The organism is Parabacteroides sp. Y3-G-102, from assembly GCF_023656845.1.
GTDB classification, from domain to species: domain Bacteria; phylum Bacteroidota; class Bacteroidia; order Bacteroidales; family Tannerellaceae; genus Parabacteroides; species Parabacteroides distasonis.
Genome location: NZ_JAMOKU010000003.1, coordinates 24,904 through 49,374, shown reverse-complemented (window position 1 = coordinate 49,374; position 24,471 = coordinate 24,904). Strand labels below are relative to the sequence as shown.

At 44.4% G+C, this 24,471-nt stretch carries 23 protein-coding genes and 2 pseudogenes; 6 read left to right on the top strand and 19 right to left on the bottom strand.

Features of this window, described 5'->3' with window-relative positions; all coding sequences use genetic code 11:
- Window positions 1-68: 68 nt before the first annotated feature.
- The gene (locus NBH16_RS02230) at window positions 69-1,325 is read right to left on the bottom strand and encodes a serpin family protein (protein WP_122144475.1); all 1,257 of its coding nucleotides are present in this window, start codon (window positions 1,323-1,325) and stop codon (window positions 69-71) included.
- Window positions 1,326-2,269: 944 nt separating this feature from the next.
- Here NBH16_RS02230 and NBH16_RS02225 point away from each other — a divergent pair.
- Together NBH16_RS02225 and NBH16_RS02220 are read left to right on the top strand one after the other, a co-directional pair.
- On the top strand, window positions 2,270-2,470 hold the full coding sequence (locus NBH16_RS02225; RefSeq protein ID WP_034532133.1) for a hypothetical protein: 201 nt from the start codon (window positions 2,270-2,272) through the stop codon (window positions 2,468-2,470).
- 3 nt (window positions 2,471-2,473) lie between these two features.
- Window positions 2,474-2,745 (top strand): annotated as a pseudogene (locus tag NBH16_RS02220) (type II toxin-antitoxin system RelE/ParE family toxin).
- On the opposite strand, the gene NBH16_RS02215 reads toward NBH16_RS02220, so the two are convergent.
- The 15 genes from NBH16_RS02215 to bamJ (NBH16_RS02145) form a co-directional block, all read right to left on the bottom strand.
- Window positions 2,742-4,001: a serpin family protein gene (locus tag NBH16_RS02215; protein WP_250788034.1), complete on the bottom strand. Its 1,260-nt coding sequence runs from the start codon at window positions 3,999-4,001 to the stop codon at window positions 2,742-2,744. The pseudogene NBH16_RS02220 and the gene NBH16_RS02215 overlap by 4 nt on opposite strands.
- Before the next feature lie 182 nt (window positions 4,002-4,183).
- Window positions 4,184-4,774: a GTP cyclohydrolase I FolE gene (folE, locus tag NBH16_RS02210; protein WP_005866578.1), complete on the bottom strand. Its 591-nt coding sequence runs from the start codon at window positions 4,772-4,774 to the stop codon at window positions 4,184-4,186.
- 5 nt (window positions 4,775-4,779) lie between these two features.
- Complete coding sequence (locus NBH16_RS02205; RefSeq protein ID WP_005860984.1) at window positions 4,780-5,286, bottom strand: hypothetical protein; 507 nt, start codon at window positions 5,284-5,286, stop codon at window positions 4,780-4,782.
- 70 nt (window positions 5,287-5,356) lie between these two features.
- Window positions 5,357-6,112, bottom strand: a complete 756-nt coding sequence (gene tpiA / locus NBH16_RS02200) for a triose-phosphate isomerase (protein WP_005866575.1) — start codon at window positions 6,110-6,112, stop codon at window positions 5,357-5,359.
- 36 nt (window positions 6,113-6,148) lie between these two features.
- The gene (locus NBH16_RS02195; RefSeq protein ID WP_005866573.1) at window positions 6,149-7,432 is read right to left on the bottom strand and encodes a BT_3928 family protein; all 1,284 of its coding nucleotides are present in this window, start codon (window positions 7,430-7,432) and stop codon (window positions 6,149-6,151) included.
- 5 nt (window positions 7,433-7,437) lie between these two features.
- Window positions 7,438-7,983 (bottom strand): DUF1599 domain-containing protein, encoded by a 546-nt coding sequence (locus tag NBH16_RS02190; RefSeq protein ID WP_005866571.1) that lies wholly within the window; start codon window positions 7,981-7,983, stop codon window positions 7,438-7,440.
- A 158-nt stretch (window positions 7,984-8,141) separates the two neighbouring features.
- Complete coding sequence (locus tag NBH16_RS02185; protein ID WP_005866569.1) at window positions 8,142-9,392, bottom strand: M23 family metallopeptidase; 1,251 nt, start codon at window positions 9,390-9,392, stop codon at window positions 8,142-8,144.
- Between the two features lie 210 nt (window positions 9,393-9,602).
- The gene (recG, locus tag NBH16_RS02180; protein WP_146376311.1) at window positions 9,603-11,699 is read right to left on the bottom strand and encodes an ATP-dependent DNA helicase RecG; all 2,097 of its coding nucleotides are present in this window, start codon (window positions 11,697-11,699) and stop codon (window positions 9,603-9,605) included.
- Window positions 11,700-11,721: 22 nt separating this feature from the next.
- Window positions 11,722-12,420, bottom strand: coding sequence for a 2-C-methyl-D-erythritol 4-phosphate cytidylyltransferase (locus NBH16_RS02175; RefSeq protein WP_250788032.1), 699 nt, complete (start codon window positions 12,418-12,420; stop codon window positions 11,722-11,724).
- Window positions 12,420-12,617, bottom strand: a complete 198-nt coding sequence (xseB, locus tag NBH16_RS02170) for an exodeoxyribonuclease VII small subunit (protein ID WP_005860969.1) — start codon at window positions 12,615-12,617, stop codon at window positions 12,420-12,422. Before xseB ends, NBH16_RS02175 begins: the two co-directional genes overlap by 1 nt.
- Window positions 12,618-12,656: 39 nt before the next feature.
- A complete protein-coding gene (gene xseA, locus NBH16_RS02165) occupies window positions 12,657-13,991 on the bottom strand; it encodes an exodeoxyribonuclease VII large subunit (protein ID WP_005866561.1) in 1,335 nt (444 codons plus the stop codon).
- Window positions 13,972-15,354, bottom strand: coding sequence for a S8 family serine peptidase (locus NBH16_RS02160; protein ID WP_008773976.1), 1,383 nt, complete (start codon window positions 15,352-15,354; stop codon window positions 13,972-13,974). The genes xseA and NBH16_RS02160 overlap by 20 nt, the downstream gene beginning before the upstream one ends.
- A 101-nt stretch (window positions 15,355-15,455) precedes the next feature.
- Window positions 15,456-15,923 carry an Lrp/AsnC family transcriptional regulator gene (locus NBH16_RS02155; protein ID WP_005860962.1) on the bottom strand — a complete coding sequence of 156 codons (468 nt, stop codon included), beginning with the start codon at window positions 15,921-15,923 and terminating at the stop codon, window positions 15,456-15,458.
- Window positions 15,924-16,107: 184 nt separating this feature from the next.
- A complete protein-coding gene (gene bamJ, locus NBH16_RS02150) occupies window positions 16,108-16,818 on the bottom strand; it encodes a BamJ family beta-barrel-assembly machinery protein (protein ID WP_005860960.1) in 711 nt (236 codons plus the stop codon).
- Between the two features lie 20 nt (window positions 16,819-16,838).
- A complete protein-coding gene (gene bamJ, locus NBH16_RS02145) occupies window positions 16,839-17,426 on the bottom strand; it encodes a BamJ family beta-barrel-assembly machinery protein (RefSeq protein ID WP_005866557.1) in 588 nt (195 codons plus the stop codon).
- 161 nt (window positions 17,427-17,587) lie between these two features.
- Between bamJ (NBH16_RS02145) and NBH16_RS02140 the strand changes: the two genes are divergently transcribed.
- Window positions 17,588-18,277: an SIR2 family NAD-dependent protein deacylase gene (locus NBH16_RS02140; protein ID WP_009276403.1), complete on the top strand. Its 690-nt coding sequence runs from the start codon at window positions 17,588-17,590 to the stop codon at window positions 18,275-18,277.
- Window positions 18,278-18,520: 243 nt separating this feature from the next.
- On the opposite strand, the pseudogene NBH16_RS02135 reads toward NBH16_RS02140, so the two are convergent.
- Window positions 18,521-18,748: pseudogene (locus NBH16_RS02135) on the bottom strand (hypothetical protein); the annotation flags it as partial.
- A 700-nt stretch (window positions 18,749-19,448) separates the two neighbouring features.
- Window positions 19,449-20,693: a TRM11 family methyltransferase gene (locus NBH16_RS02130; protein ID WP_008780617.1), complete on the bottom strand. Its 1,245-nt coding sequence runs from the start codon at window positions 20,691-20,693 to the stop codon at window positions 19,449-19,451.
- 104 nt (window positions 20,694-20,797) lie between these two features.
- Here NBH16_RS02130 and NBH16_RS02125 point away from each other — a divergent pair, with 104 nt between their 5' ends.
- Both NBH16_RS02125 and NBH16_RS02120 read left to right on the top strand, forming a co-directional pair.
- The gene (locus NBH16_RS02125) at window positions 20,798-21,091 is read left to right on the top strand and encodes a helix-turn-helix transcriptional regulator (protein WP_005860945.1); all 294 of its coding nucleotides are present in this window, start codon (window positions 20,798-20,800) and stop codon (window positions 21,089-21,091) included.
- Window positions 21,081-21,827 carry an MvaI/BcnI restriction endonuclease family protein gene (locus NBH16_RS02120; RefSeq protein WP_005860943.1) on the top strand — a complete coding sequence of 249 codons (747 nt, stop codon included), beginning with the start codon at window positions 21,081-21,083 and terminating at the stop codon, window positions 21,825-21,827. The genes NBH16_RS02125 and NBH16_RS02120 overlap by 11 nt, the downstream gene beginning before the upstream one ends.
- A gap of 76 nt (window positions 21,828-21,903) precedes the next feature.
- Here NBH16_RS02120 and NBH16_RS02115 read toward each other — a convergent pair whose 3' ends face one another.
- A complete protein-coding gene (locus NBH16_RS02115; protein ID WP_008780616.1) occupies window positions 21,904-22,863 on the bottom strand; it encodes a PCMD domain-containing protein in 960 nt (319 codons plus the stop codon).
- A 132-nt stretch (window positions 22,864-22,995) separates the two neighbouring features.
- Between NBH16_RS02115 and NBH16_RS02110 the strand changes: the two genes are divergently transcribed.
- On the top strand, window positions 22,996-24,438 hold the full coding sequence (locus NBH16_RS02110; protein WP_034532141.1) for a Na+/H+ antiporter NhaC family protein: 1,443 nt from the start codon (window positions 22,996-22,998) through the stop codon (window positions 24,436-24,438).
- Window positions 24,439-24,471: the final 33 nt, after the last annotated feature.

The following is a 24,471-nucleotide window of genomic DNA, read 5'->3' as shown; positions in this document are numbered from 1 at the left end:
GCAGGAGTATCCAATCAAATTATTTTGACCAACGGAAGTATCCGGGGGATGAAAGGTAAGAAAACCTTTTATATAGTCGGTTTATCCACCCGTCCGGCAAATAAGATAGCACCCGTACTCTTCTCCTTTAGGACATAGCCGAAGGGATGGTCAAAACGAAGTTCGGAAATAGTAGGGGCAGGAGAATCCATAAATAGATTCATATCAGCCATAGTCACGGCAGCCGCCTCTGTTCCGGACTCGTTTACCTCAATAAAGGTTTTCTGTTTTACCTCATTTACATATACAGAGGCATCACACATCATTGAGAAATCAGCCAAAACCGGATCAAATGCGTCTGAGATCCCCATCACTCGCATGATCTCTTTCAAATCCATCGAAGGAGACTCAAACTTGAACCGCGGAAGATATAGTTTCAGATTCTGCCGTTTCATCTTATCAATCCAATGATTCCACTCCGTATCATCCAGCCCTTCGATAAGGCGACTCAACGCAACTTCATCGTCTGCGCTAGGCATGAATACGACAAGGCTAAACGCACCATTGCCATAAGGTAACTCCACGACAGAAACCTTATCGTCTACATAGCAATCAGTAGTATTCTCCTGCCGCATGGTGGGTACTTTTATCTCCTCCCCACTATTCAAATAAAAAGGTTCGTCTTTCGTATCCTTTTCCTTAAACTCCGAAGTCCATACCCCCTTAAAATAAATAGCGTTAATCAAAAGAGAGACGGCATCGGAAGAAGAATCATCAAGGATCTTTTGTATTAAATTATTCGTCTTATCGGCGCACCAACGGTTTACTTTATCCTTCGTCCCATCATTAAACGGCTCATTGTAAACCTCTGCGTTATAATACATCTTATTGGTCTTAACAAAAGATTCCAACACCTTAAAGTCGTTCCTAACCCACACGCTATTGGCATTGGTAAAAATCGTACGTCCATCCAATTTAGGCAGCTCCGTTTGCATCATTTGCGCATAGGCGTTTATCTCTTCGTAGGTAAAGTTCTCATAGCCCAAAGTCTCTTGGATCTCCTTATAGGTATTTCCATCCGCGCCATTCAGGACCATGCCCAAACAAAGGTTCACACTCAAAGGAGATATACAAAAGTCAGCCTTTTGCCTACGAGCCATCTCTCTATAAAAATCGAAAGAGAATTTTTGTACTTTCGCATTTACCTCGGCGGATTTAGAGGTCAAGGGAATGTCATATCGTTCCGTATCCTGACCGAAATTATCTCCCTCCAAATCATTTTCGCAGCTTGTCAATGCAAATAACGGGATGCACAGGCATAAGAATAGGTAGTAAGTGCTTTTCATAATACAATGATTTAAATGTTCCTATATATAATATAGATGCGCAAGATACACATAATGTTGCATTTTATCTATCTTATTTAAAGACATTAGATTGTTTTCACTCGCCGTTTTATACTTAAATAAATTTAATGTACGCACGTACATTAATACCGTATCAAAACATCTCCATCAACAAACAAGCAATGCTTCCAGTATGAAATCTCCTACTTTTGCCTTCTGAAATGAATAACTTGCGGCTTGTCGAGTGAATAACTAACGAGTATACCCAGTGAATAACTAACGGCTTTAGAAGTGATTAGTTATTCACTTCTAAACGCTTTTTCCAGCTGTTGATCAAGCAAAATTCTCATTTCCATAAAGTCATCCACGAAGAGGCTTTTCTGTCTTTTTGAGTAGTATTAGAGCTTTTCCATAACATCTCATTTCCACAGGAATCACAAGATAAAGGAGGGGAGATAACAATAAACAGTGCTTTTCCAATGAAAAAGACCGTTTTCGATACACATTAGGCGACAAAAGCCTACACATACGGTCGCGTTAAGCAACGCCAGTAGTGCCATTGGGCATTATAAGCAGTCGCAAATAGGGTTGTAAGTAGTCGTGAATGGGCATTCTTACCTCCTTATAGCCCTATCGTAACACCGTTTTTCCCTCCTTTTGCTCCATCGGATATGAATTACGATGAATTATTTTCGCTAGAACAAAAGGCTATTTTTCGGCATTGCTCTATCAATGAACCGATTGCTGATTTATTTTTTCAAATTCAAGCACAAGACGTACCTTAGCCCGGAAAAATCGATTCTCCGGGACTTCCGATTACAAATTGTCAATCCTAACAAATTGTCATATCCTTCGATCGTCTTTCTCGAAATCTCTCAAAGATGATTATCAATTCAATAAAAAAACGTATTTTTGTCACATACAATCTATAAACAACCCAAGATATGGAAGTGACAGTCAAGAAAGTAGAAATTACCTTACCGGAGGTAGACATGGCCTTGCTCAAAGAACTGGCCAAGAAATTCGGTTGGAATATCGGCAGGAAGAAGTCCGGTATAGAGAAGGGGCTGGAGGATATCAAGGCAGGAAGGGTTTATAAGGCCAAAGATATGGAAGATCTAAAAAAGCATTTGCTAAATCAATAAACCATGTACGACGTACAGACTACCAAGCAATTTGATAAGAGTTTCAAGAAATGCTTGAAAAGGAATTGCAATCCAGAACTCCTATGGGAGTTATCGGCATTCTTCAAGAAACCGGTTCCCTCCCAATGCAATATCACCCCCATAAACTAAGCGGTAAATTTGAGGGCTTATAGGAATGCCATATTAAAAGCGACTGGCTCTTAATATGGCAACAAAACGATACCGAACTGGTCTTGATCATGACCGATACCGGTACACACGCTGATTTATTTTAAGACTTGGGATGATCCACTCGGCCTGCGAATAAAATGGCACCCGTACTATTCTCCTTTAAGACATAGCCGAAGGGATGATCAAAACGAAGCTCTTTCAAGGTGGTAGCGGGAGGAAGCGCACTTGTATCCATACCTACTATCGTAACAGCGGCGGCTTCCGTGCCGGACTCATCGACCTTAATAAAGGTATTTTGTTTTATCAAGCCTATAAATAAAGGCTGTTCGGTTGATATATTCGTGAAGTCTGCCTCCGACTTAAAGGCATCCTTGACTCCCAATGTCCTCATCACATCTGTTAAATCCATACTTGATTCCATCGTAAAGCGAGGCAAATAGAGGTCGAACGAATAAGAACTCAGGTTACTCATCCACTGGTTCCAACGATCCGCATCCAAGTCCGCAATCAACTCATCTAGCGAGGTTTTCTTCTTATCGGACGGCATAAAAAGAACCAGACTAAACGCTCCGTTTCCATAAGGTAGTTCCACGACAGATACCTGCTCATCACCATAATAATAATTTGTCGCTTGTTGTTTCATGGTAGGAACTTTGATCTCTGATCCGTCCTTTAGATGGAACGGCTTGTCCTTTGTATCTCCCTTATCGAACTCCATTTTCCACACTCCCTTGAAATAAATGGCGTTGATCAGGCATGCCAATGTATTGGGACTGATTGTCTCCAGCATCTTAGGGATCAAATCATTCGTTTTATTGGCGCACCAATGGTTGATCTTGTCCACCGTCTCCATATTGAACGGCTCGTTATAAACCTCGGCATTATAATATGTCTGATTGGTCTTTACAAATGGTTCCAGCATTTGGAAATCATCCTTGATCCACATACTATTCGCATTCATGAAAACAGTACGACCATCCAACTTGGGAAGCTCCGTCTGCATCATTTGGGCATAAGCGTTTATCTCCTCGTTGGTTAAGCCCTCATAACCTAAGGCTTCTTGTAGCTCTGTATACGTATTACCATTCGCCCCATTCAATACCATACCCAAACAAAAGGAGGCGCTTAAAGGAGAGATACAAAAATTCGACTCCTCCTTGCCAGCCATTTCCTTATAAAAATTAAAAGCGAACTTCTGCCCTCTAGCGTTTACCTCTAGCGATTTAGTATCCAAAGGTATATCATATCGCTCAGTATCGGTTCCGAAAGGTTCTTCAGAAGAATCATTGTCACACCCAGTCAACGCAAACAAAGGTATGCAGAGACAGAGCGACAGGAATAGGTAATTGTTGGTCTTCATAACTTGATATTTTTAATGTCCTTATATCTAATTGATGAATAGGTCTCCGTAAAAGTTGCATCCCGCCTATATATTTCACGACTGTGCCCCAACGAATGGAAATGTAGGGATATAATAAAAGCCGTATCACTGCGGATCAGTTATACGGCTAAACTGGAGTAAGCTATGACGGGAGATGATGATCAGCGATTATGCTTGATCAAGTTCATGAACTCCTCGCGCGTCTTGGCTTGTTGGAAAAAGCCGGTGAAATCAGAGGTAGTCGTCAAGGAATTTTGTTTCTCCACGCCACGCATCTGCATGCACATATGCTGCGCCTCGATCACGACCATCACGCCCAACGGGTCCAAGGTCCTCTGGATACAATCCTTGATCTGCATCGTCATACGCTCCTGTATCTGGAGACGGCGGGCGAAGATATCCACTACCCTAGGGATCTTGCTTAAGCCCGTAATATATTTCTTGGGGATATAAGCCACGTGGGCCTTGCCGAAGAAAGGCAACATATGATGCTCACAAAGGGAGAAGAAATCGATATCTCTCACGATAACCATCTGTTTGTAATCCTCTTCCTGAAACATGGCGGAACGGAGCACCGCCTCCGGGTCCTCATGATATCCCTTGGTTAAAAACTGCATGGCTTTCGCCACACGTTCCGGCGTTTTAAGCAGACCCTCACGCCCGGCATCCTCACCCAGCAAACCCAATACTTCCTTATAATGGCCGGCCAAAGCTTCCCGGGCACGTAGCGTCTCTTCGTTTACTTCTGACATTCTCTTTAATTTAGGGGAATTTTTATCTCTTCTCGTACGATATACATTTCCTTCCCGTATTTCGGGAAAGCACCCATCAACAGGCGCATCATATGATAGGCCTCCTCATGCGAGCGGAAATCTCCCACACGCAACTTCCAGAACGGGGCGTTGTAAGTGACATACGTCGGGATCTCTGGAAAAAGCTCCTTGATTTCCTTCTCCTTACGAAAAGCCTCGTCTTTCGAGACCCGTTGGTTATTACCGGAAAATACCTGCGTACGATACCCTTGTACCTTCAAGAAGGTAAGGCTATCTGTCGTCTCCACGTTCGCTCCACGCATACGCTCACCCACCATCTCGCGGATAGCGGCGGATTGATTGATAACGACCTCGCCTTTTCCCAAACCGGATCTCTGCAACGCATCGAATATGGTCGAACGCTCACCTTCCAACGCCGTCTGAGCGAATAAAGATGAAGTACCGGCCATCATAAAGGCAAATAGCAATAAGATACAAGGAATTCTTTTCATAGATAGAATATTAAAAAGAGTATCTTTCCCCATTCATTGAGGGGAAAGATACCTTCTTATTATGAATTAATTAAAAAGCCTCGATAATCGGCATGAATTTGTCAACGGCCAAAGAAGCGCCACCGATCAAACCACCGTCTACGTTCGGTTTAGCGAACAATTCCTTAGCGTTACCGGCGTTACAGCTACCACCGTAAAGGATCGTGCAGTTATCAGCTACCTCATTGCCATATTTAGCGGCCAAAGTAGCGCGGATGTGAGCATGGATCTCCTCAGCTTGCTCAGCGGAAGCAGTCTTACCTGTACCGATAGCCCATACCGGCTCGTAAGCCAAGACGATCTTGCTGAAATCCTCAGCGGAAAGATCGAACAAAGAACCAGCGATCTGAGCGTCTACTACCTCGAAGTGCTTACCGGCTTCTCTCTCCTCCAAAACCTCACCGATGCAGAAGATCGGAGTCAAACCGTTAGCCAAAGCCAACTCAACCTTCGTCTTCAAGATCTCCGGAGTCTCATGATAATAAGCACGTCTCTCAGAGTGGCCTAAGATCACATATTTCGCGCCAGTAGAAGCTACCATAGCGGCAGAAACCTCACCTGTATAAGCACCTTTTTCCTTGTCAGCGCAGTTCTCAGCTGCAACACCGATCTTGTTTGTATCGATAGCGGCAGCAACGCTTGCCAAGTGAGTGAACGGAGTACCGATGATCACATCGCAATTCGGAGTCTTACCCTTCAAAGCCTCGTCCAAACCTTTAGCCAAAGCAAGACCTTCAGCAAGAGTAGTGTTCATTTTCCAGTTTCCTGCAACAATATTCTTTCTCATAACTTAATAATTTAAATATGTAATACAAATAAATCTCTATTCAGATTCTTTTCCTTTCCGGCGACGGCGATTGCGCAAGGCATCGTATCCCCAAACCAGCAACAAAGGTACGGTAAAACTTAATAGGTTGGTTATTAGCCGGGCATCTTCTTTCGCTTTCCAGTCGGTATTTCCTTCCAGATAGCCGTTTACGATCGTTTTCAGCTCTTCTTCCTGTGGGATATCGTTGTAATGCCACTTCATCAAGATCGTACCTTTCTTCAGCAAGACCAATCCCGGATTGGAGCGGATGATTGTTTTCAAAAGGACATCATCGGCCATAAGAAACGGATACTCGGCACCGGTATTATCACTCCATGTAGCGATAGCCTCGGCGGAAGAACCCGTCACGCAATAAAAGCCCAAGCCGTTCTCCAAGGCGTAATCGTATACATTGTTGATCTCGTCGATACGCTCATCATCCGCATTCTCCAGACGGGGAGCGATCAAAAGAAAGAGACCTTTCGGGTCGTTCAGCAACTCATCAGTCACGTCTGCGTCATTCTCATTATAAATATGAAATGTGGTAACGGGGGGAACGTATCCTTGTTTGATCAGCTTGGTCTTTGAATCCACGAAAGTCCACGTACTATCATCGGCCGGGGCGTTCTCCAAAGAAAATTCTTTCTGTACGCCATCCTTCTCGTAAATAAAAGAATACGCATATTCATCCTCGGGCGCACCTTCCGGTATCGACATCAAGGCAGGGATATTCGCACCCAACTTATAGGGACGGAAATCCAAGATCGGCAAATGATTATAATTCCGGTAAGCGAAACCGATAGCGAAGACATATGACCACAAAGCCACGAACCAGTAGACATGGTAGGTATAGCCTTGTAAAAGCCGCTGATTATGGATGAACACGTAAATAGCGGCGGCCAAAAGTACGACATTCTTATAGAAGGTCTGCCAATTACTGATCACCAAGGCATCCCCGAAGCAACCGCAATCCGATACGGGATTGAAGATCGCCAGATACAGCGTCAGCGGCGTCATGAAAGACATCATCAGCAAGGTCAAGAAGGTCGTATACCGCCGGTACACCCCCAATAGCATACAGACACCCAGCATGAACTCCAGAGCGGACAAATTAAAGGAGATCAAGACCGTAAAAGGTTGCAGCTTATCCAGCCCAAAGGAAGTCAGATAGTCGCCAATCTTAATGGCGCCTCCCATGGGATCGACAGCCTTCACCGTCCCGGAGAAGATAAAGACTACTCCCAGTAACAGGCGGCAGACCTCTGCGATCACTTTCTTTACGGTTTCCTTATATTCCATGTAGCTCACTCCTCGCCAAACTCCAGCTTAATCAAGCCGAAGAGGGCATAATTGATCATATCCATGTAGTTAGCGTCCACTCCCTCGGAGACGAGTGTCTTGCCTCCATGACTCTCGATTTGCTTGGTCCGATAAATCTTCATCAAAATAAGATCCGTGTACGAGCTGATACGCATACTGCGCCACGCCTCATCATAGTCGTGATTCTTGGCGTACATCAGTTCCTTCGTCTCAGTGATGTATTTATCGTATAATTCCAAGGCTTTATCTATCGTGATATCGGTCGTATCCGCGAATCCCAACGCCAACTGGATCAAACCGATCACACCATAATTAACGATGGCGATAAACTCCGGACGGATTCCCTCGTCCACCATGCTCGTCCCCTTAATCTCCAAGCTACGGATACGGTTCGCCTTGATAAATATTTGGTCGGTAACCGACTGGGGACGCATAATCCTCCACGACGGCCCGTAATCCTTCAACTTCTTCCCGAACAACTCCCGGCACAGGGAGATCACTTGCTCGAATTGTTCCTTTGTATTTGGCATACTATCCTAGATTATACCCGCGAATATAGGAAAAAAGACGTAGATGTTCTCGAAAATTCAAGACAACAAAAGCTAATAAGATAAATGAAAAGAGGTTACAACGAAAAGGAGCCACTTTATAAGCGGCTCCTTTTCGTTTTCTTACATCTTATATATCGTTATGAACAGCGTAATGAGCGTCCTAAGCGCAACACGGTAGTCTTTGTGATACCGTTCAATTCGCAGAGTTTACTAACGGAAGTACCGTATCTTTTAGCGATAGCGCCAAGCGTATCACCGGATTTAATACGATGATAAACCGGAGTAGCCTCCACATCATTCATTGTATTCGTATTTTCTCCTAAAGAAGCGGTAGCGGAAGAACTTGCCTGTACCGTGATTTTCTTAGAAGATCCGGAAGCGGTCGATTTCTTTTGAGTTTGAGCTTTTGGAGTAGCTTTAGCCGCGGTTTCCACACCGGCACTACAACGAATGGACTGGCCGATACGTAACATAGAAGTAGATTTCAATCCATTTAAACGACAAAGCTCATTCACTGTCGTACCATATATACGTGCGATTTTACCTAAGGTATCACCGGATTTTACACGATGGTACACCATCTGACTATTGGAAGATGTATAGATATTGCTCTTACGTCCGTTAATCTTGACGTTACGAAACACATATTGATCCTGATGAGGTATTGAGTTCTCGAAGTCAATAATATCAGCCGGGTTAATAGCCTGTCCAAGAAAACGAGTCTCAAAATGCAAATGAGATCCCGTAGAGCGTCCTGTATTTCCCCCTAAAGCGATCGGATCTCCAGCCCGTACGATATCGTTCACACCTACTAAGAATTTAGATAAATGACCATATACAGTCTCTAAACCATTCGGATGGCGAATCACAAGATAATAGCCATATCCCCTACGCTCGAAATTCTTGATACGCACCTTGCCGTCAAACGCCGCACGGATCGTATCTCCAATTTGCACTTTCAAGTCTATCCCCTTATGCATCCGTCTACGGCGAGGACCATACTTTGAAGTGACCCTTGTCATAGAGTCCATAGGCAAGACAAAAGTAGAACAATCGATTATGCAAGAATCCGGAAGATCAACCTTCTTACCCCGGAAAGGATTCACCCATTCATTTGTCCACTCGCCATATAATTCATCGGCAGGAAACATCAAGTTCTCCCTTGCCTCCAACTCCGCTTTCTCATTAATCTCCGCAAGCTCCTTCAAAGCCATATCTTTCTTAAAGCCAACACGGTCGGCCATTAACTCAGATACACGCTTGTCCATAAGTTTGTGGGTTGGATGATTGGGAGTCTCCGGAGTTTCCGGTTTCACCGGATTCTCCGCATTTGCAGTCGATACCATCACAGCGGCACAACAAATGAATAGAAATGTCTTTATACTCATTTTTTGATAACTTTCATTCTTATAATTCAGGATAAAACGGCAATACCCGGCATCTCTGCCTGATTGTCAACTTGTCAAAGTTCGGAAATTTGAATAAGCCGACAAAATTGATTAACGAAAAATTTCTGCAATGACTTTGAATAAAAGCAAAACAAGCGAATAAACAAGCTAAATATCAAAGACTTACAGAACAATATGTTTCACAACATATTAGCTAATCATTCCCCAATTTATCTTCCTTGTGAACAGAGTTTTGAGCCTTTCGCTCAATATCCGGTGCTGTTCGGACAATAATTCGGGGTCTTCGTCAAGAACTCCTTGAGCGATATCCCGCGCATATTGAAGTATTTGTCCATCGGCAGCCAAGTCCGCTATTTTAAGATCTATCCCCTCGCCACTTTGCCGGGTACCTTCCAAATCTCCATGTCCCCGGAGACGGAGATCCGCCTCAGCGATCTCAAAGCCATTCGTACTGTTCACCATAATCTCCAATCGCTTACGAGTGTCATTACTTAATTTATAGGAAGAAACCAAGATACAATAAGATTGTTCAGCACCACGTCCTACCCGGCCACGAAGCTGGTGAAGTTGAGAGAGGCCGAAACGTTCAGCACTCTCGATCACCATGACGGATGCGTTCGGCACGTTCACGCCAACCTCTATAACCGTAGTAGCCATCAAGATTTGCGCCTCGCCGGAGATAAACTTCTGCATCTCGGTATCCTTATCCGCCGCTTTCATACGGCCATGTACCATACATACCTTATATTCTGGGAAGACCTCCTTGAACGTCTCAAAACCAGCCTCCAAGTCTTTATAATCCAGTTTCTCATTTCCTTCAATCAACGGATATACCACATAAACCTGACGCCCCTTTTGTATCTCTTTCCGAAGGAACTCATAAAGTTGTGCCTTTTTATTATCATAGCGATGAAGCGTCTGTATCGGTTTACGTCCCGGAGGTAACTCATCGATCACCGATACATCCAGATCCCCATACAAAGTCATCGCCAAAGTACGGGGAATCGGGGTAGCCGTCATCACCAACACATGCGGCACGATCGTGTTCTTCATCCAAAGGCGTGAGCGTTGCTCCACACCAAAACGGTGCTGCTCATCGATAATCGCTAATCCCAACGAAGAGAAAACCACCGTCTCCTCAATCAACGCATGCGTCCCGATCACGATCTGGATCTCACCGCTGGCAATAGCCGGTAATATCTTATCCCGCTCTTTCTTCTTGGTAGATCCGGTCAAAAGAGCGACCTTAACGTCCATATCTTTCAGGAATCCCATGATCGTCGCATAATGCTGGGTTGCCAATATCTCGGTAGGAGCCATCATACAAGCTTGGCAATGATTATCTATCGCCAATAGCATAGACAATAAGCCTACCAAAGTTTTGCCACTCCCCACATCACCTTGCAGCAGGCGATTCATCTGCCGCCCGCTACCCATATCGATCCGGATCTCACGGACTACCCGTTTCTGGGCGTTCGTCAACTCAAAAGGAAGATACTCTTTATAGAACGTATTGAAATAATGGCCGACCGTAGGGAAAACGATCCCTTTTAGCTTCAGTTTCCGAACGCTAGCGGTACGTAATATATTTAATTGTATGAAGAAAAGCTCGTCAAACTTCAAACGTAACTGGGCGTCACGCAACTTAGCGGCAGATTCCGGGAAATGGATATTCCGCATCGCCTCTGTCATAGACATCATATGGATCCGTTTCAATACGTCGGGGGAAAGCGTCTCCGGAAGTTCCCAGTTCAGCCAGCTTAACAACGTATATTGCAGGTTCTGGATCGCCCGGGAATTCAAGAAAGATTTCTTCATTTTCTCCGAGGTATTATAGAAAGGAGTCAAGCCATTCGCCACTTGATCAGCTTGCTCCATTGAGTCGATATCCGGATGCGGTATGTTATAGGTATGCCCGAACTCCGTAGGCTTTCCGAAAACTATATACTCGGTATTGGGACGATACTTATCTGTCACATAATTCAAGCCCTTGAACCAGACCAAATCGATCGTGCCCGTACCATCCGAGAACTTGCCAACCAGCCGTTTACTCCGCCCCTCGCCTAGCGTATCGAAATAGAGAATCTGGCCTTTCAACTGGATATAAGGCATATTCCCACTGATCTCGGCAACTTTATAAAACCGGCTGCGATCTATATATTTATAAGGAAAATAAAAGAGCAAGTCCTCATACGACGATATCCCCGCTTCCTTTTGCAGGATATCCGCCTTCTTGGGTCCTACTCCCGGCAAGTACGTAATCGATCGCTTATCAAGGTCCAGCATAACATCTATGAGTTTTTAGGGTTTACCGGGCAAACATCGCTTCCGCTATTAACAAATCAAAGGGCGTGGTAATCTTGATATTCTCACGATCACCGGGAACCGTATCAATCGCATGCCCCATCGCCTCCACCACGGAAGCGTCGTCCGTAAATAAAGACGAATAAGGTTGCTCATAGGCTTCTGTCAATAATTCCAAATGGAAGACTTGCGGGGTTTGTACAGCCATATAGCGGGAACGGTCCACCGGATGGCTCCCTTTTTCATCTGTCTCACGCAGGGAATCAATCATCGGAACAACCGGGATAACGGCTCCCGTGACAGCCGCTTTATCAAAGCAGGCCTCAACAACCTCCGGAGAGACGAAAGGACGAACGCCATCGTGCACAGCGACCAAACTCAGACCGCTATCCTCCTCCCCCTTCCGACGCCTCTCCGCCAAAAGCCAATCCAACCCATTCTTAACCGAGAAGAAGCGAGTATCTCCCCCTTTCACGATCGCATGCGGGACCTTGCAGCCGATTTCCTTGCAAAGCATATTCCAATACGGCTGATGATCCTCCGGAAGCACAAGGATTATACGTGCGGAAGCATCCCAACGATGAAAAGCCTCTAACGTATGCATCAAAAGAGGTTTCCCCCGCATAGGAATAAACTGCTTCGGCAGATCTCCACCCATACGAAGCCCTTTACCCCCGGCAACGATCAAGACGTACTTATTCATCAATCCAATTCCTCCAAAACTTTTTTAACTTCCTCATCCACTTTATACAGCTTCTCCTTGCAAAGCTTGATCAGACGAGTAGCTTCTTTTACCTTCTCGGACAGGATATCGACATCCAAGTCTCCATTCTCGATCTCAGCCACGATCTTACGAAGTTTCTCGATCGCCTCGTTATATGTTTCTTCTTTCTTCGCCATATTAATTATGTATTTATCGGACGGTTATAAAACCACCCTCTATGGTTTGATAATACTTTTTATTTCACCATCGATGAAGCGAGTCGTCAGTTCTTCGCCGGCTCGCAAATCAGAGGCATGTTTGATAATCTTGCCATCTTTCAAGGCTAAGCTATATCCCCTCTTCAATATATAATCAGGAGAAGCCATCTTGATAAACTGCTCCGTAAGCTGGATAAAACGCCCACTCTCGGAAAGTTTAGAGGTAATACCGTTCCGCAAGCGAAGTTCCGTATTCTCAAGCACCGACTGGCGGCGTGATAACAAACCCGATGCCATCGCAGGTAAACGGCTCGCTATCGTTTGCAGTCCCGAACGATTCCGCTCGATCCGGCTTGTCACGATAGAAGGGAAACGGGTCGCTACCAATTGTAAATAGTTTTTCTGTCGGGATAGAATATCCATAGCCAATAAACTCACGTCTTGACGCAAACTCTCCAACTCCTCACCAACGCTATCCATTCGGGAAATAAGGAACTCGGCGACAGCGGTCGGTGTCTTCATCCGGGTATGCGCTACCAAATCTACAACCGTATCATCCCGTTCGTGCCCGATACCCGTGATAATCGGTAAAGGGAATTGAGCGCAATTCGCCGCCAACAGATAAGAATCGAAGCTATTCAAGTCCGAGGTAGCCCCACCCCCACGGATAATCACGACCACATCAAAAAGATCTTGATGTTGATAAATCCGGTCTAAAGCCGCTATTACAGAAGCCTCCGTCCGTTCTCCCTGCATCAAGGCGGGGAATAATTTGGTATAGAACGGATAACCTCCTTTATTCCGTGTCAACTGATTCATAAAATCCTCGTAGCCGGCAGCCGTCGGAGAAGTAATGATAGCGATTCTCCTAGGAAGTAGCGGAAAAGGCAATTCCTTATTCAGTGTAAAGACCCCTTCCTCCTGCAATTGGCGGATAATCTCCATACGCTTACGCACCATATCACCTAACGTATAAGCCGGATCTATATCAAGCACCGTAAGACTCAATCCATACAACTCGTGGAACTCAACAGACACCTTCACCAACACTTTCAAGCCGGAAGCGAACATCTGACCGGTCTCCATCTCGAAATAAGGTTTCAACATACGAAACGTCTTCGCCCAGATAGACCCTCGTACCTTGGCCACCAATTGCCCGGTCTGCACATTCTTCTCCACAAACTCCAGATAACAATGTCCGGAAGAAGTATTCACCCGCACATCGCTCATCTCCGCACGCACCCAGCAAGTCTCCGGGAAAGCCCTCGACAACGCACCCCGTATACGAGTATTCAGCTCTAACAAAGATAGAGCCTCTTTCTCACCCGATAAGTTATTTAGATTCGGCCGCATATTTACGCTCTTGTTTATAAGCTTTGTACACATCCGGGATGCCATATCCCAACTCAGCGTCCGGTTGCTCAAACTTACTGCCGAAACGCTGCAAAAGAGAGATTATATCCTTATTCGTCAGACTGGGAAACGCTTGCCATAGACAAACACCCAACCCCGCTAAGATCGGCGTAGCGAAAGAGGTACCGTTCGCGTAACGGATATTCCCCGTAGGATCTATCACGCAACAGCCCGTACCCAAGGCAACCACATCCGGCTTCACCCGGTAATCCGCCGTAAAGCCAACAGAACTGAAATTACTTTTCTTCTTACGATCCGTGATAGCGCCCACTGTCAATATATCCGGGGCATCCGCTGGAAAGGTTATCTTTCCCCAGCTACCGCCCCCCTCGTTGCCGGCGCTACTAAACAACAAGATCCCTTTTGATGAAGCCATCTTAGCGGCACGACTGATCAAGGAAGTCCTCCCGTCCAATTGATCTTGATGATAGTTCAGGGCCTCTACATCAAAAGAGAAATACCCCAACGAAGAAGAGACCACATCCACTCCCACGCTATCGGCAAATTCCATAGCTGCCGTCCAATAATCCTCCTCGATGGGAAACTCCGAACGGCTATCCTCGCTCTTTATCAGCCAATATTCGGCTTGGGGAGCCGTACCGACCATCAAGCCCGGCGCATCAGCGGCCAAGCAAGATAAGACCTTCGTCCCATGATCATCCCCGATGAAAACGCTTCGGCCGGGGAAAACCACGTTATGCGTTCCTAATAACCGCAAGGAATCAAATACGCTGATCCGATCCACGTTCATGAAACCGGCATCGACCACGGCCACACGCATACCCTTACCCTTAAAGCCCGCCTCATGCAATTTGATACCGTTCAGCATCTTGATCTGCTCCTCGGCATAACCGTAAGGCGATTTCTCCGGTTTATCTATTGGCATAAACCGTGTCGTATCATTCTCCTCCCTAGGAATATCGATTTCCTCGTCACCTTTCCAGACCCATTTCACGGAATCCACGATCGGGAGGCGCAAGAGACGCTCAGCGACCAAGCTATCCGGACTGGACACCACGACCGTAGAGAACCATTTGCTCTCCAGCACCGGTTTTCCTCCATTGGCGGACAAGGTATCCAGATAAGCTTGAGCGATCGGCAAATCCGATTCCGACACCGATATACCTTGCCGGTTCCGTCGCTCAACAGACTCCTTGGAAAGATATTCCTCCGGGTTATCCAGCGTATAACCGGAATCCCCTTTATCTTTCAAATACACCCGAAAACGAAAACTTTCCCCCGCATGTACTCCCAAAGAAAACAAACTGAATACGAAAACGAATATTCCTATATATTTACTCATAGAACCTCACACAATTACGAATTACAAAGATAGATGATACCGCCGAATAAACAAAAAAGCCCGGCACTGGAATAGGCCGGGCTCATGTATAATTCTTCGTCTTATTCATTGATATTACAGATAGGGATCTCACGTTTAACACTTTGGCGTAAAGAAATCAAGGTCTCTGTAGCCGTAACACCCGGTATCTCTTGAATCTTGGAGTTCAAAAGCTCCATCAAGTGCTCGTTATCACGGGCATACAGCTTGATCAGCATCGTATACGGACCCGTAGTGAAATGGCATTCTACCACTTCGGGTATTTTCTCGAATTCCGGGACAACATCCTTGTACATAGATCCACGCTCCAATTTCACGCCGATATAGGTACATGTATTATACCCCAATATTTTAGGATTGATGTGATACCCTGAGCCAACGATCACATTCATATCAATCATGCGTTGAACCCGTTGATGAATAGCTGCACGAGATACACCGCACTCCTCGGCAACATCTTTAAAAGGAATCCTAGCATTCTTTGAAATAATGTTCAATATCTGCCGGTCCAGTTTGTCTATCTTCTCCATTTTAAATTCGCTTTATTATATGCATTCAGATTTAATGTATCAAAAGTATATAATAAATTTGAATCATATATCATTCTGAAAGAAAAAAGTAATCAATAAATAATAAAAGCGGGCAAAAAATGCTTTTTAGCATAATTTGCCCGCCTATTATCTTACAAACGTTCCGTTTCTATTTCTTCGCTACTTATTCTTTTACGATGTCAAGCAACTCAACCTCGAACTTCAATACGCTGTTCGGTTTGATATCTTGTCCTGCGCCACGTTCGCCATAAGCCAACTCAGCCGGGATCCAGAAGATATATTTAGAACCGACCGGCATGATCTGCAAGCCCTCAGTCCAGCCCTTGATTACTTGGCCAACACCGAACTCAGCCGGCTCGCCACGATCCACGGAGCTATCAAACTTAGTACCGTCCAATAGAGTTCCGGTATAATGAACTTTTACCTTATCGGTAGCGGTCGGCTTCGCGCCTGTACCTTCTTTCTCTACCTTATATTGCAAGCCGCTCTCAGTCGTGATAACGCCTTCTTTTGTCTTATTCTCCGCCAAGAACTTATCGCCCTCTTCTTTTGTCTTCTTAGCCTCGCGAGCCTGAGCCTCTACGAAGTAAGTCTGCAAATATTGTTGAGCCTGTTGCGGATTCATCTTCATCGCAGAAGAATCCCCTTTGATAGCTTGGATAAAACCAGCGATCAAATCATCTACGTTAGCCTCACCACCCGGCAAAGTCTTTAAGTTTTCCTTATAACCGGCACCTGTGCTGATACCAATAGCGTAGCTTGCGCTATCGATAGAAGTCTTCAAGCTCGCGCTTTTGTGAGAATCACCGCAAGAGGTGAAAGATGCGCCCATTGCTACAATCACTGTAGCGACTAATACACTTAACTTTTTCATTTTTCTTTAACTCTTATATATTATTTTTCGATATCTAATAACTCAACGTCGAAGATCAACGTACTATTCGGCTCGATAGCCTCACCTGCCCCACGCTCGCCATAAGCAAGGTTAGACGGGATAAACAATCTCCATTTAGAACCGACCGGCATCAACTGCAAAGCCTCTACCCATCCCGGGATTACCTGTGAAACACCGAATACGGCGGGCTCGCCTCTCTGTACGGAGCTATCAAACACCTGACCGTTGATTAACGTACCGTGATAGTGGCATTTTACCTTATCGTTCGCCGTAGGTTTAGCGCCTGTACCATTCTTCAGCACCTCGTATTGCAAACCGCTAGGCAACTCTACCACACCAGCCTTATGCTTATTGATAGAAAGGAACTCCTCACCGGCTTTCTTATTGATCTCCAGTTTCTCTTGTTGAAGCTTCATGAAGTAATCATTGATCACTTGTTTTGCCTCATCATAACTAAGAGCAGGTTTTGCCTCTGTTAAGACGTCATTCAATCCCTGTACAAAATCTTCCACTTGAAGATCCTTGATGCCTGAGTTCTGGAAATTATTTCCGATACTTAAGCCAAGCGCATAACTTACTTTATCCATTCTTTTTTCTTGTTCAACTAATTATAAGCCACAAAAGTAATGCTTTTAATCGTATAACAGCATTTTGTAAGAACTTTTTATTTCATTCAAAGCTTTTTACGAAATAAAGTCGTAACTTCGTAACTATTAATATATACATCTATACATTAAACAAGTAACAGATGAAAAAGTTAGTCATACTTACCGGAGCGGGAATGAGCGCAGAGAGCGGTATCTCCACTTTCCGCGACTCGGACGGGTTATGGGAGAAATACCGGGTGGAAGATGTCGCCACGCCGGAAGGCTTCGCCGCCAACCCTAAATTGGTTCTCGACTTCTACAACCAGCGCAGAAGAGAGTTATTGAATACGAAACCTAACGCCGGTCACCTCGGGCTAGCCGCCTTGGAGAAAGATTTCGACGTACGGATCATTACCCAGAATATCGATAACTTACATGAACGCGCGGGTAGCAGCCACGTGATCCATCTGCATGGAGAGTTGATGAAGGCATGCTCCGTAAGGGATCTGGACACGACCTACGATCTATCGCCGGAGAACCCGGATATTCATCTGGGTGACAAGGACCCTCACGGAAATCAGCTACGTCCTTTCGTCGTATGGTTTGGAGAGGCGGTACCCATGATAGAGCCTTCCATCAAGCTGGTGGAAGATTGTGATATCTTCGTGATTATCGGCACCTCCTTAAACGTCTATCCCGCCGCCGGTTTGCTGAACTACGTGCGTCGGGGCCAGCCGATCTATTTGATCGACCCGAAAGATGTACGTACTTATCGCGACGACATCGAGCATATACAGGCCGGAGCCTCGGAAGGGGTCAAGAGGCTGACGAAGTTGCTTACGCAGAATTAAACAATTCATACACTCATTAGGTCTGACGAAGGCAAGTATAAACACGAAGTCCTTGGCATGCGAACACATTGCCAAGGACTTGTTTTTTTATCCGCTTCCATCCTCACGGAAGTACTTACGGATGAACTTTAATTTATTACTTTAGTATTAATATTAATCCAATTCCCGCCTGTTCATCCGTCACGGATTACTTGGATCGATACCCGCACGGGAATTGTATGATTATCTTATTTCGTTTATTTCTTATTTCACGATTGCCTTTACAGCTTCCTCACCGTCAACAGCTACCGCTACGATAGATACGCCTTCAGCGTTAGCGCCTTCGATAGATGTTACCATATCCTCAGCGTCAGTCTTCTGGTATGCGTTGAAGATCAAGGCACCGTCAGAACCAGTCTTAGCGGCATTGAATTCAGAGTCGCCACGAGTCAATACCAAACAACCGTTTTGCATCTTCAACCATGCGGCGTAAGAATGTACGCACGTACATTAAAAGCAGCTTATTCCCCACTTCCAATAATCTATTTATTATTTACTCTCAACACAGACTATTTCGCTCTAGTTATTTATCTAATGCCGGAATACTTTCAGTGTAAGCCTGTTTTGAGACAGGTTATATTCAGCAAGAATCCACCTGTCAGTAAAACAACAGTTATACAATCCTTTTGACTGAAATAAAGCGCATATCGTGACATAGGCTATTCGTAAAAGAGGCAAGATAATGAGAAAAAGGAGGTTGTAAGCGGCGTTTTATGCGGCAAAGTACTACTTTTTACACACGAGTATCGACAAAAGCCTACGCTATCGGTCGTGTTTGGCAACGCCAATAGTGCCGTTGGGCATCGTGAATAGTCAAGAATAGGGTCGTGAACTATCAAGAATAGCCATCATAACCCTGTCACTTCCCTATCGTAACCCATTGAGATAGGTTTTTCATCCCATAAAATAGGAATTAGGATGAGCTAGTTTCGCTAGAACAAAAGAGCCTCTTTTGATATCCAACTATCCAACAAGCGATTAAATATATTTTAACTCAAATTTAAGAGTAGACTGTACATTCCCCCGCAATAATCGATTCTACGGGCGTTAAGATTACAAACTGTCAAAAAGAAAGAACTCGACACTGGGAGCCATTGGCTATCAATTCAGTCAAATAAAACAGCCTCTTTCCTTATTTCTTCTCCAATATGACTATATATTCATTGCACATCGTGCTAACCTTCTTCCCTGCCACATTAGTAGGACTTGTTTTAGAAGGCATCCTTTTGTTAGGTATTTCTCTAACAATAGTATCGATATGTGTAAAACCATTCTTCTCAAACATTTCAGCAGTAAAGTAATCTAATGGAATTTGAACCCCCTTAACCGTTCTGTTCCCTACGACATAACAAACGACTCCACCACTCTTTATTACAGACGCGACATTCTTTATAGAACAGCTATAATCATTAAGAAACGAGACCACTTCCAAATTTCTCTTTGGATCAATGCTCTTTATTTCGTCCAGTTCAGATTTAATGCTTTTAGTCTCAAAAAGTTCCTCTTTCTGAACTCGTCCCCCCATTAGGAGATTATCTAGTGTTTTAGCATTTTCAAAATTGAACCATTCATTTGCCCACCTTGAAAATTGTCCATAAGCAACGGTTGTTCTACTATCGCCATAAGGCGGAGAGGTTACAACCATATCAACACTATTCGGCTGTATTATATCGGAAGGGATTTCTATAGTACTATTAAAGTCATAGATACCTATATTACATGGATATTTTATACTATTAAACTCCTCAAGTCCATTTATATTTCTTATAACCTTTTCTTCAAACAATCGAAAGACATCCGGTTTGAAGTCTTTAATTTTCTCTTCCTTCATCCTAAACCGCTTAAATTCTCCATTCCTCGTAAACGACACCTCTCTAACAGTCTCGGAAAGAGGAACTTTAAAGAAATCAGCGAAATCCAAAGCCACACATTCATTAATTACTTGATAAATATAAGAAAGGCGCAAAAGGCTATCTCTGGAATACCAATAAGTATAATTAGAAATATTATCGAAATTCTTATTCTTGACCTTATCTTCAGAATACTCAAAGAACAAGGCTTGCATCATTGAAAAAGTATCTCTGATACAAGATAAATCATAATGGGTTGTTTTTACATGGCTCATCAATCTAGCCAATGGATTAAGGTCTGTTCCTATCGCGTTTATACCTTTTATAGAAGCCTCAACTAACGATGTACCGCTTCCCATATATGGATCAAAAAGTAGCTCAACTCCATCCTCTGGCTTATATTCCTCTATTAGAGCTCTTGCTACTTGGGGAATCATCATCGCAGGATACGCATGATAGCAATGAGTAAATTCTTTGGTATCGGCATCCTTAAAGCTCCACCTATTATCAATCGTTCTTTTGTACATACCTTCCTTACTTATATTATGTGAGTGCAAATATACTCAATTGCTCACATATTGTGAGTACATAAGCATATATAAAACTATATTTTTGGGCAAAAATAACAATAATGATTAGAAAGACCGAGTATCAACTTGAAATCATCCTTAAGATAAAGGAGCTAAGAGAGGCCAACAATGTTAGCCAAAAAGAGTTGTCGAATCTCCTCGAAGTGGCTCCGGGCTTAATAGGGAGTATAGAAAGCCCTAAATTTCCACATAAGTACACCCTTAGTCAGATCTATAAAATATGCCACTATTTCAACATTACCATAGAACAGCTATTCATATCAGAGGAAGATTTTTCCAAAGATAGAGATATTATTGACTTACTCATATTTAATATAATACGTTATGGAGAATAAGGATTTTATTATTTCAAAGTTCAAAGAGGTTAAATCCTTGGAATATGTTCCAAGCAATAGAGCCAACAATACTGGGATTGGAAAAACATTTGAAGATTACATCGGAGTTGTCGAGAACAATTTAGACGAGCCCGATTTAGCTGGATTCGAAATAAAATCTCATCGCGGCGCTTCATGCTCTTACGTTACCCTATTCACTAAAAGCCCCTCATTTCCCAAACGTGCGAATGCTTATTTAAAAGATAAATTTGGAACACCTTATGAAGATGCACCATCTATAAATAGCTTGCATACGTCTATGTTTGCAAATAGCTATAACACATATATGAAGAAATATTCTTTTAAACTCCTAAACAACCCTGTCGCCAAGACAATATTAATAGGAGTATTTGACTTAAATACAAAAGAGCTGTTAGATTGTAGCGTAGGTTACACCTATCAAGACATTCAAAAAGCACTAACAAAGAAGCTAAAGAACTTATTATATGTAACTGCCCAAACAAAAAAAGAAGGAGGTAAGGAACTCTTCTACTTCAATAAAGCCGATATATATACAGAGCCATCATTTGAGCGTTTTATATCACTCTTAACCGATGGGAAGATAATGTATGATATAAGAATCGGGAGCTATAAATCTGGCCCCAAATATGGTATGCCGCACGATCATGGGAGTGGATTCAGAATATTAGAGGCTAATATCAGACTATTATATTCTGATCACGAAACCATAGAATAAAACAAGCTACGCTTCATTTGTTGGCTTCTGTATCAAGACCGGAGACAAATACCATAGGGTTTCAACGATAATAGGCTCAATATCCCAACCGGATATTATCTACCCAAAAGGTATTTCCCGGAGACCCTATGTATGAGCCTCCGTGACTGGAACAGAACTCTAAGATCATATGGGTTACCTCATCGTCCTCCGTTCCCCAGCCGATTTCTTGGACAGGGACGTTCTTACCTTTGCTGTTTAAACTATAACGAGTGGACTCTCCGAGTTGAAACCCCATATATTCTTTATAATCGCTACGTTTCGTGATATCGCCGTATAAGATCGTGAAATTGGCATCGTTTACCCAATCCGTATTTTTATCCATCCGGATTACCAGCGTACCGATACGCTTAGCATATATGTTCCCGTCCTTATCTTCCCAACGCTTCTGAAGAAAGAGATTCACCAAAGGCATATCAATGCCATCTACCTCCGATCTCTTGCTAAAACCACTCAATTTAATACGATTGGGATCACCGGAGAGTTTCACCTTATAATCGAATAACAAGGACGTAGGTTTTTGGTGAAACGGGATACCGCAAACGATCTGCCCCCACGTCTCCGAAGAATTCTTCGCCGGTTCCTGAAAACGGCCGAGATAGAGGCATCCGCCGACCAGCACCTTCACGTTCATGATACCCATCGCCGAGATCGATTCTATACCCGTCTCCAGCCGTGCGCAATATCCCTCATCCCGTCTTTCGGGGTAGACACTGACGCTAGCTTTCGTAATCCCGCTCACCCTAGCCATCACGTTAGAACTGCCCCAAGGCGAAACTTTCGACTCAAAAGGTCTATTTCCGATAATCGTATCCGTAGGGCCAACGCAGTAAAGTGTCTTTGTCTCCTTCCCGATAATAGCCGATTCCGTGATCTTACGTACCACCCACTGATCCAGATCGCCATAACGGATCACTTCCGTCTTTCGCTGGGCATATAGCGCCATACTCATCCCCAAAAAGACAAATAAATAGCCTAACCGATTATTTACTACCATAAGTTACCCCCCTATCCAAATCCTTTTTTATTTTTGCAGCGAAATTAATTAGAATCGATAACACAAGGAAGGTCCGTATAAAGAATTTATTCGGATTATCCATGATAAATAACAAACGACGTGAATAAACCCATGGCAGAAAAGCCCCGGACACCCTCCATCGCGATCTCTTTACTACCCGTAGTGACATTAGTCATCATGCTGGCCGTAGCCATCTATATTTTCCGGGGCGATTCCCTTGGAGGAGCCAGCCAAATCGTATTATTGATAGCCACCTCGATCTGCTCTTTGATCGCCGTCTTTCATTGCAAGATCAAGTGGGAAGATATCGAGGGGCAAATCGCCCGTAACATCTATGGGATTGCACCGTCTGTCATCATCCTTTTATTGATCGGAACCCTATCGGGCAGTTGGATGGTAAGCGGGATCGTGCCGTCCTTGATCTATTATGGGTTGCAAGTCATGCAAACGGATTTCTTCCTCGTGGCCTGTTGCCTGCTATGCAGTATCGTATCGGTCATGACGGGTAGCTCGTGGACTACCATCGCCACCATCGGGATCGCCTTGATCGGGATTGGCGAGGCGCAAGGCTTCAGTACGGGGTGGGTAGCGGGAGCGATTATATCGGGCGCTTATTTCGGGGATAAGATGTCGCCGTTATCAGACACTACGGTATTGGCGGCCTCCGTAACGGACACGCCCCTTTTCACGCATATCCGGTATATGCTTTATACGACCGTTCCCTCTATGATCGTCACACTGATCGTATTCAGCATCGCCGGATTCTCGAGGGAGGCAGCGGACGCATCCCAGATAGCCGCTTTCTCCGAAGCCTTGAAAGGCTCGTTCCATATCACGCCTTGGCTTATGATCGTACCGATCGTTACCGGAATCATGATCGCCAAGAAGACACCTTCGATCGTAGTGCTTTTCGCCTCTTCCATACTCGCCGGAATATTCGCCTTGATCTTCCAGCCAAACGCCTTATTGGAGATTTCCGGGATCACAGATAGCGGGATTATCGCCTATATCAAAGGTCTGCTGATGACTTTCTATGACAGCACGCAGATACAGACCGGCAACGAGGCCTTGAACTCTCTAGTCTCTACCCGGGGAATGGCCGGGATGATGAACACGATTTGGCTGATCATTTGCGCCATGTGTTTCGGCGGGGCCATGTCCGCTAGCGGCATGCTAGAAAGTATCACACGTATCTTCTTGCATTTCATGCGAGGCCGTACCAGCATGGTCGCCTCTACCGTCGTGTCCGGATTATCCTTGAACATCTGCACGGCGGACCAGTTCATCGCCATCATCCTGAACAGCGAAATGTTTAAAGAAGTATATAAGCAACGTGGATTCGAGAGCCGCCTGCTTAGCCGGACAACGGAAGACTCCGTCACCGTCACCTCCGTGCTGATCCCGTGGACGACTTGCGGCATGACACAATCTACAATCCTTGGCGTATCTACTTGGACTTATTTCCCTTATTGCGTCTTTAATATCGTCAGCCCGTTTATGAGCATTCTTATAGCGGCAACCGGTTATAAGATCGTCCAAAAGACTGTGAAATAAGGAAATCAATCTATAATTCATAGCGTTATTCAA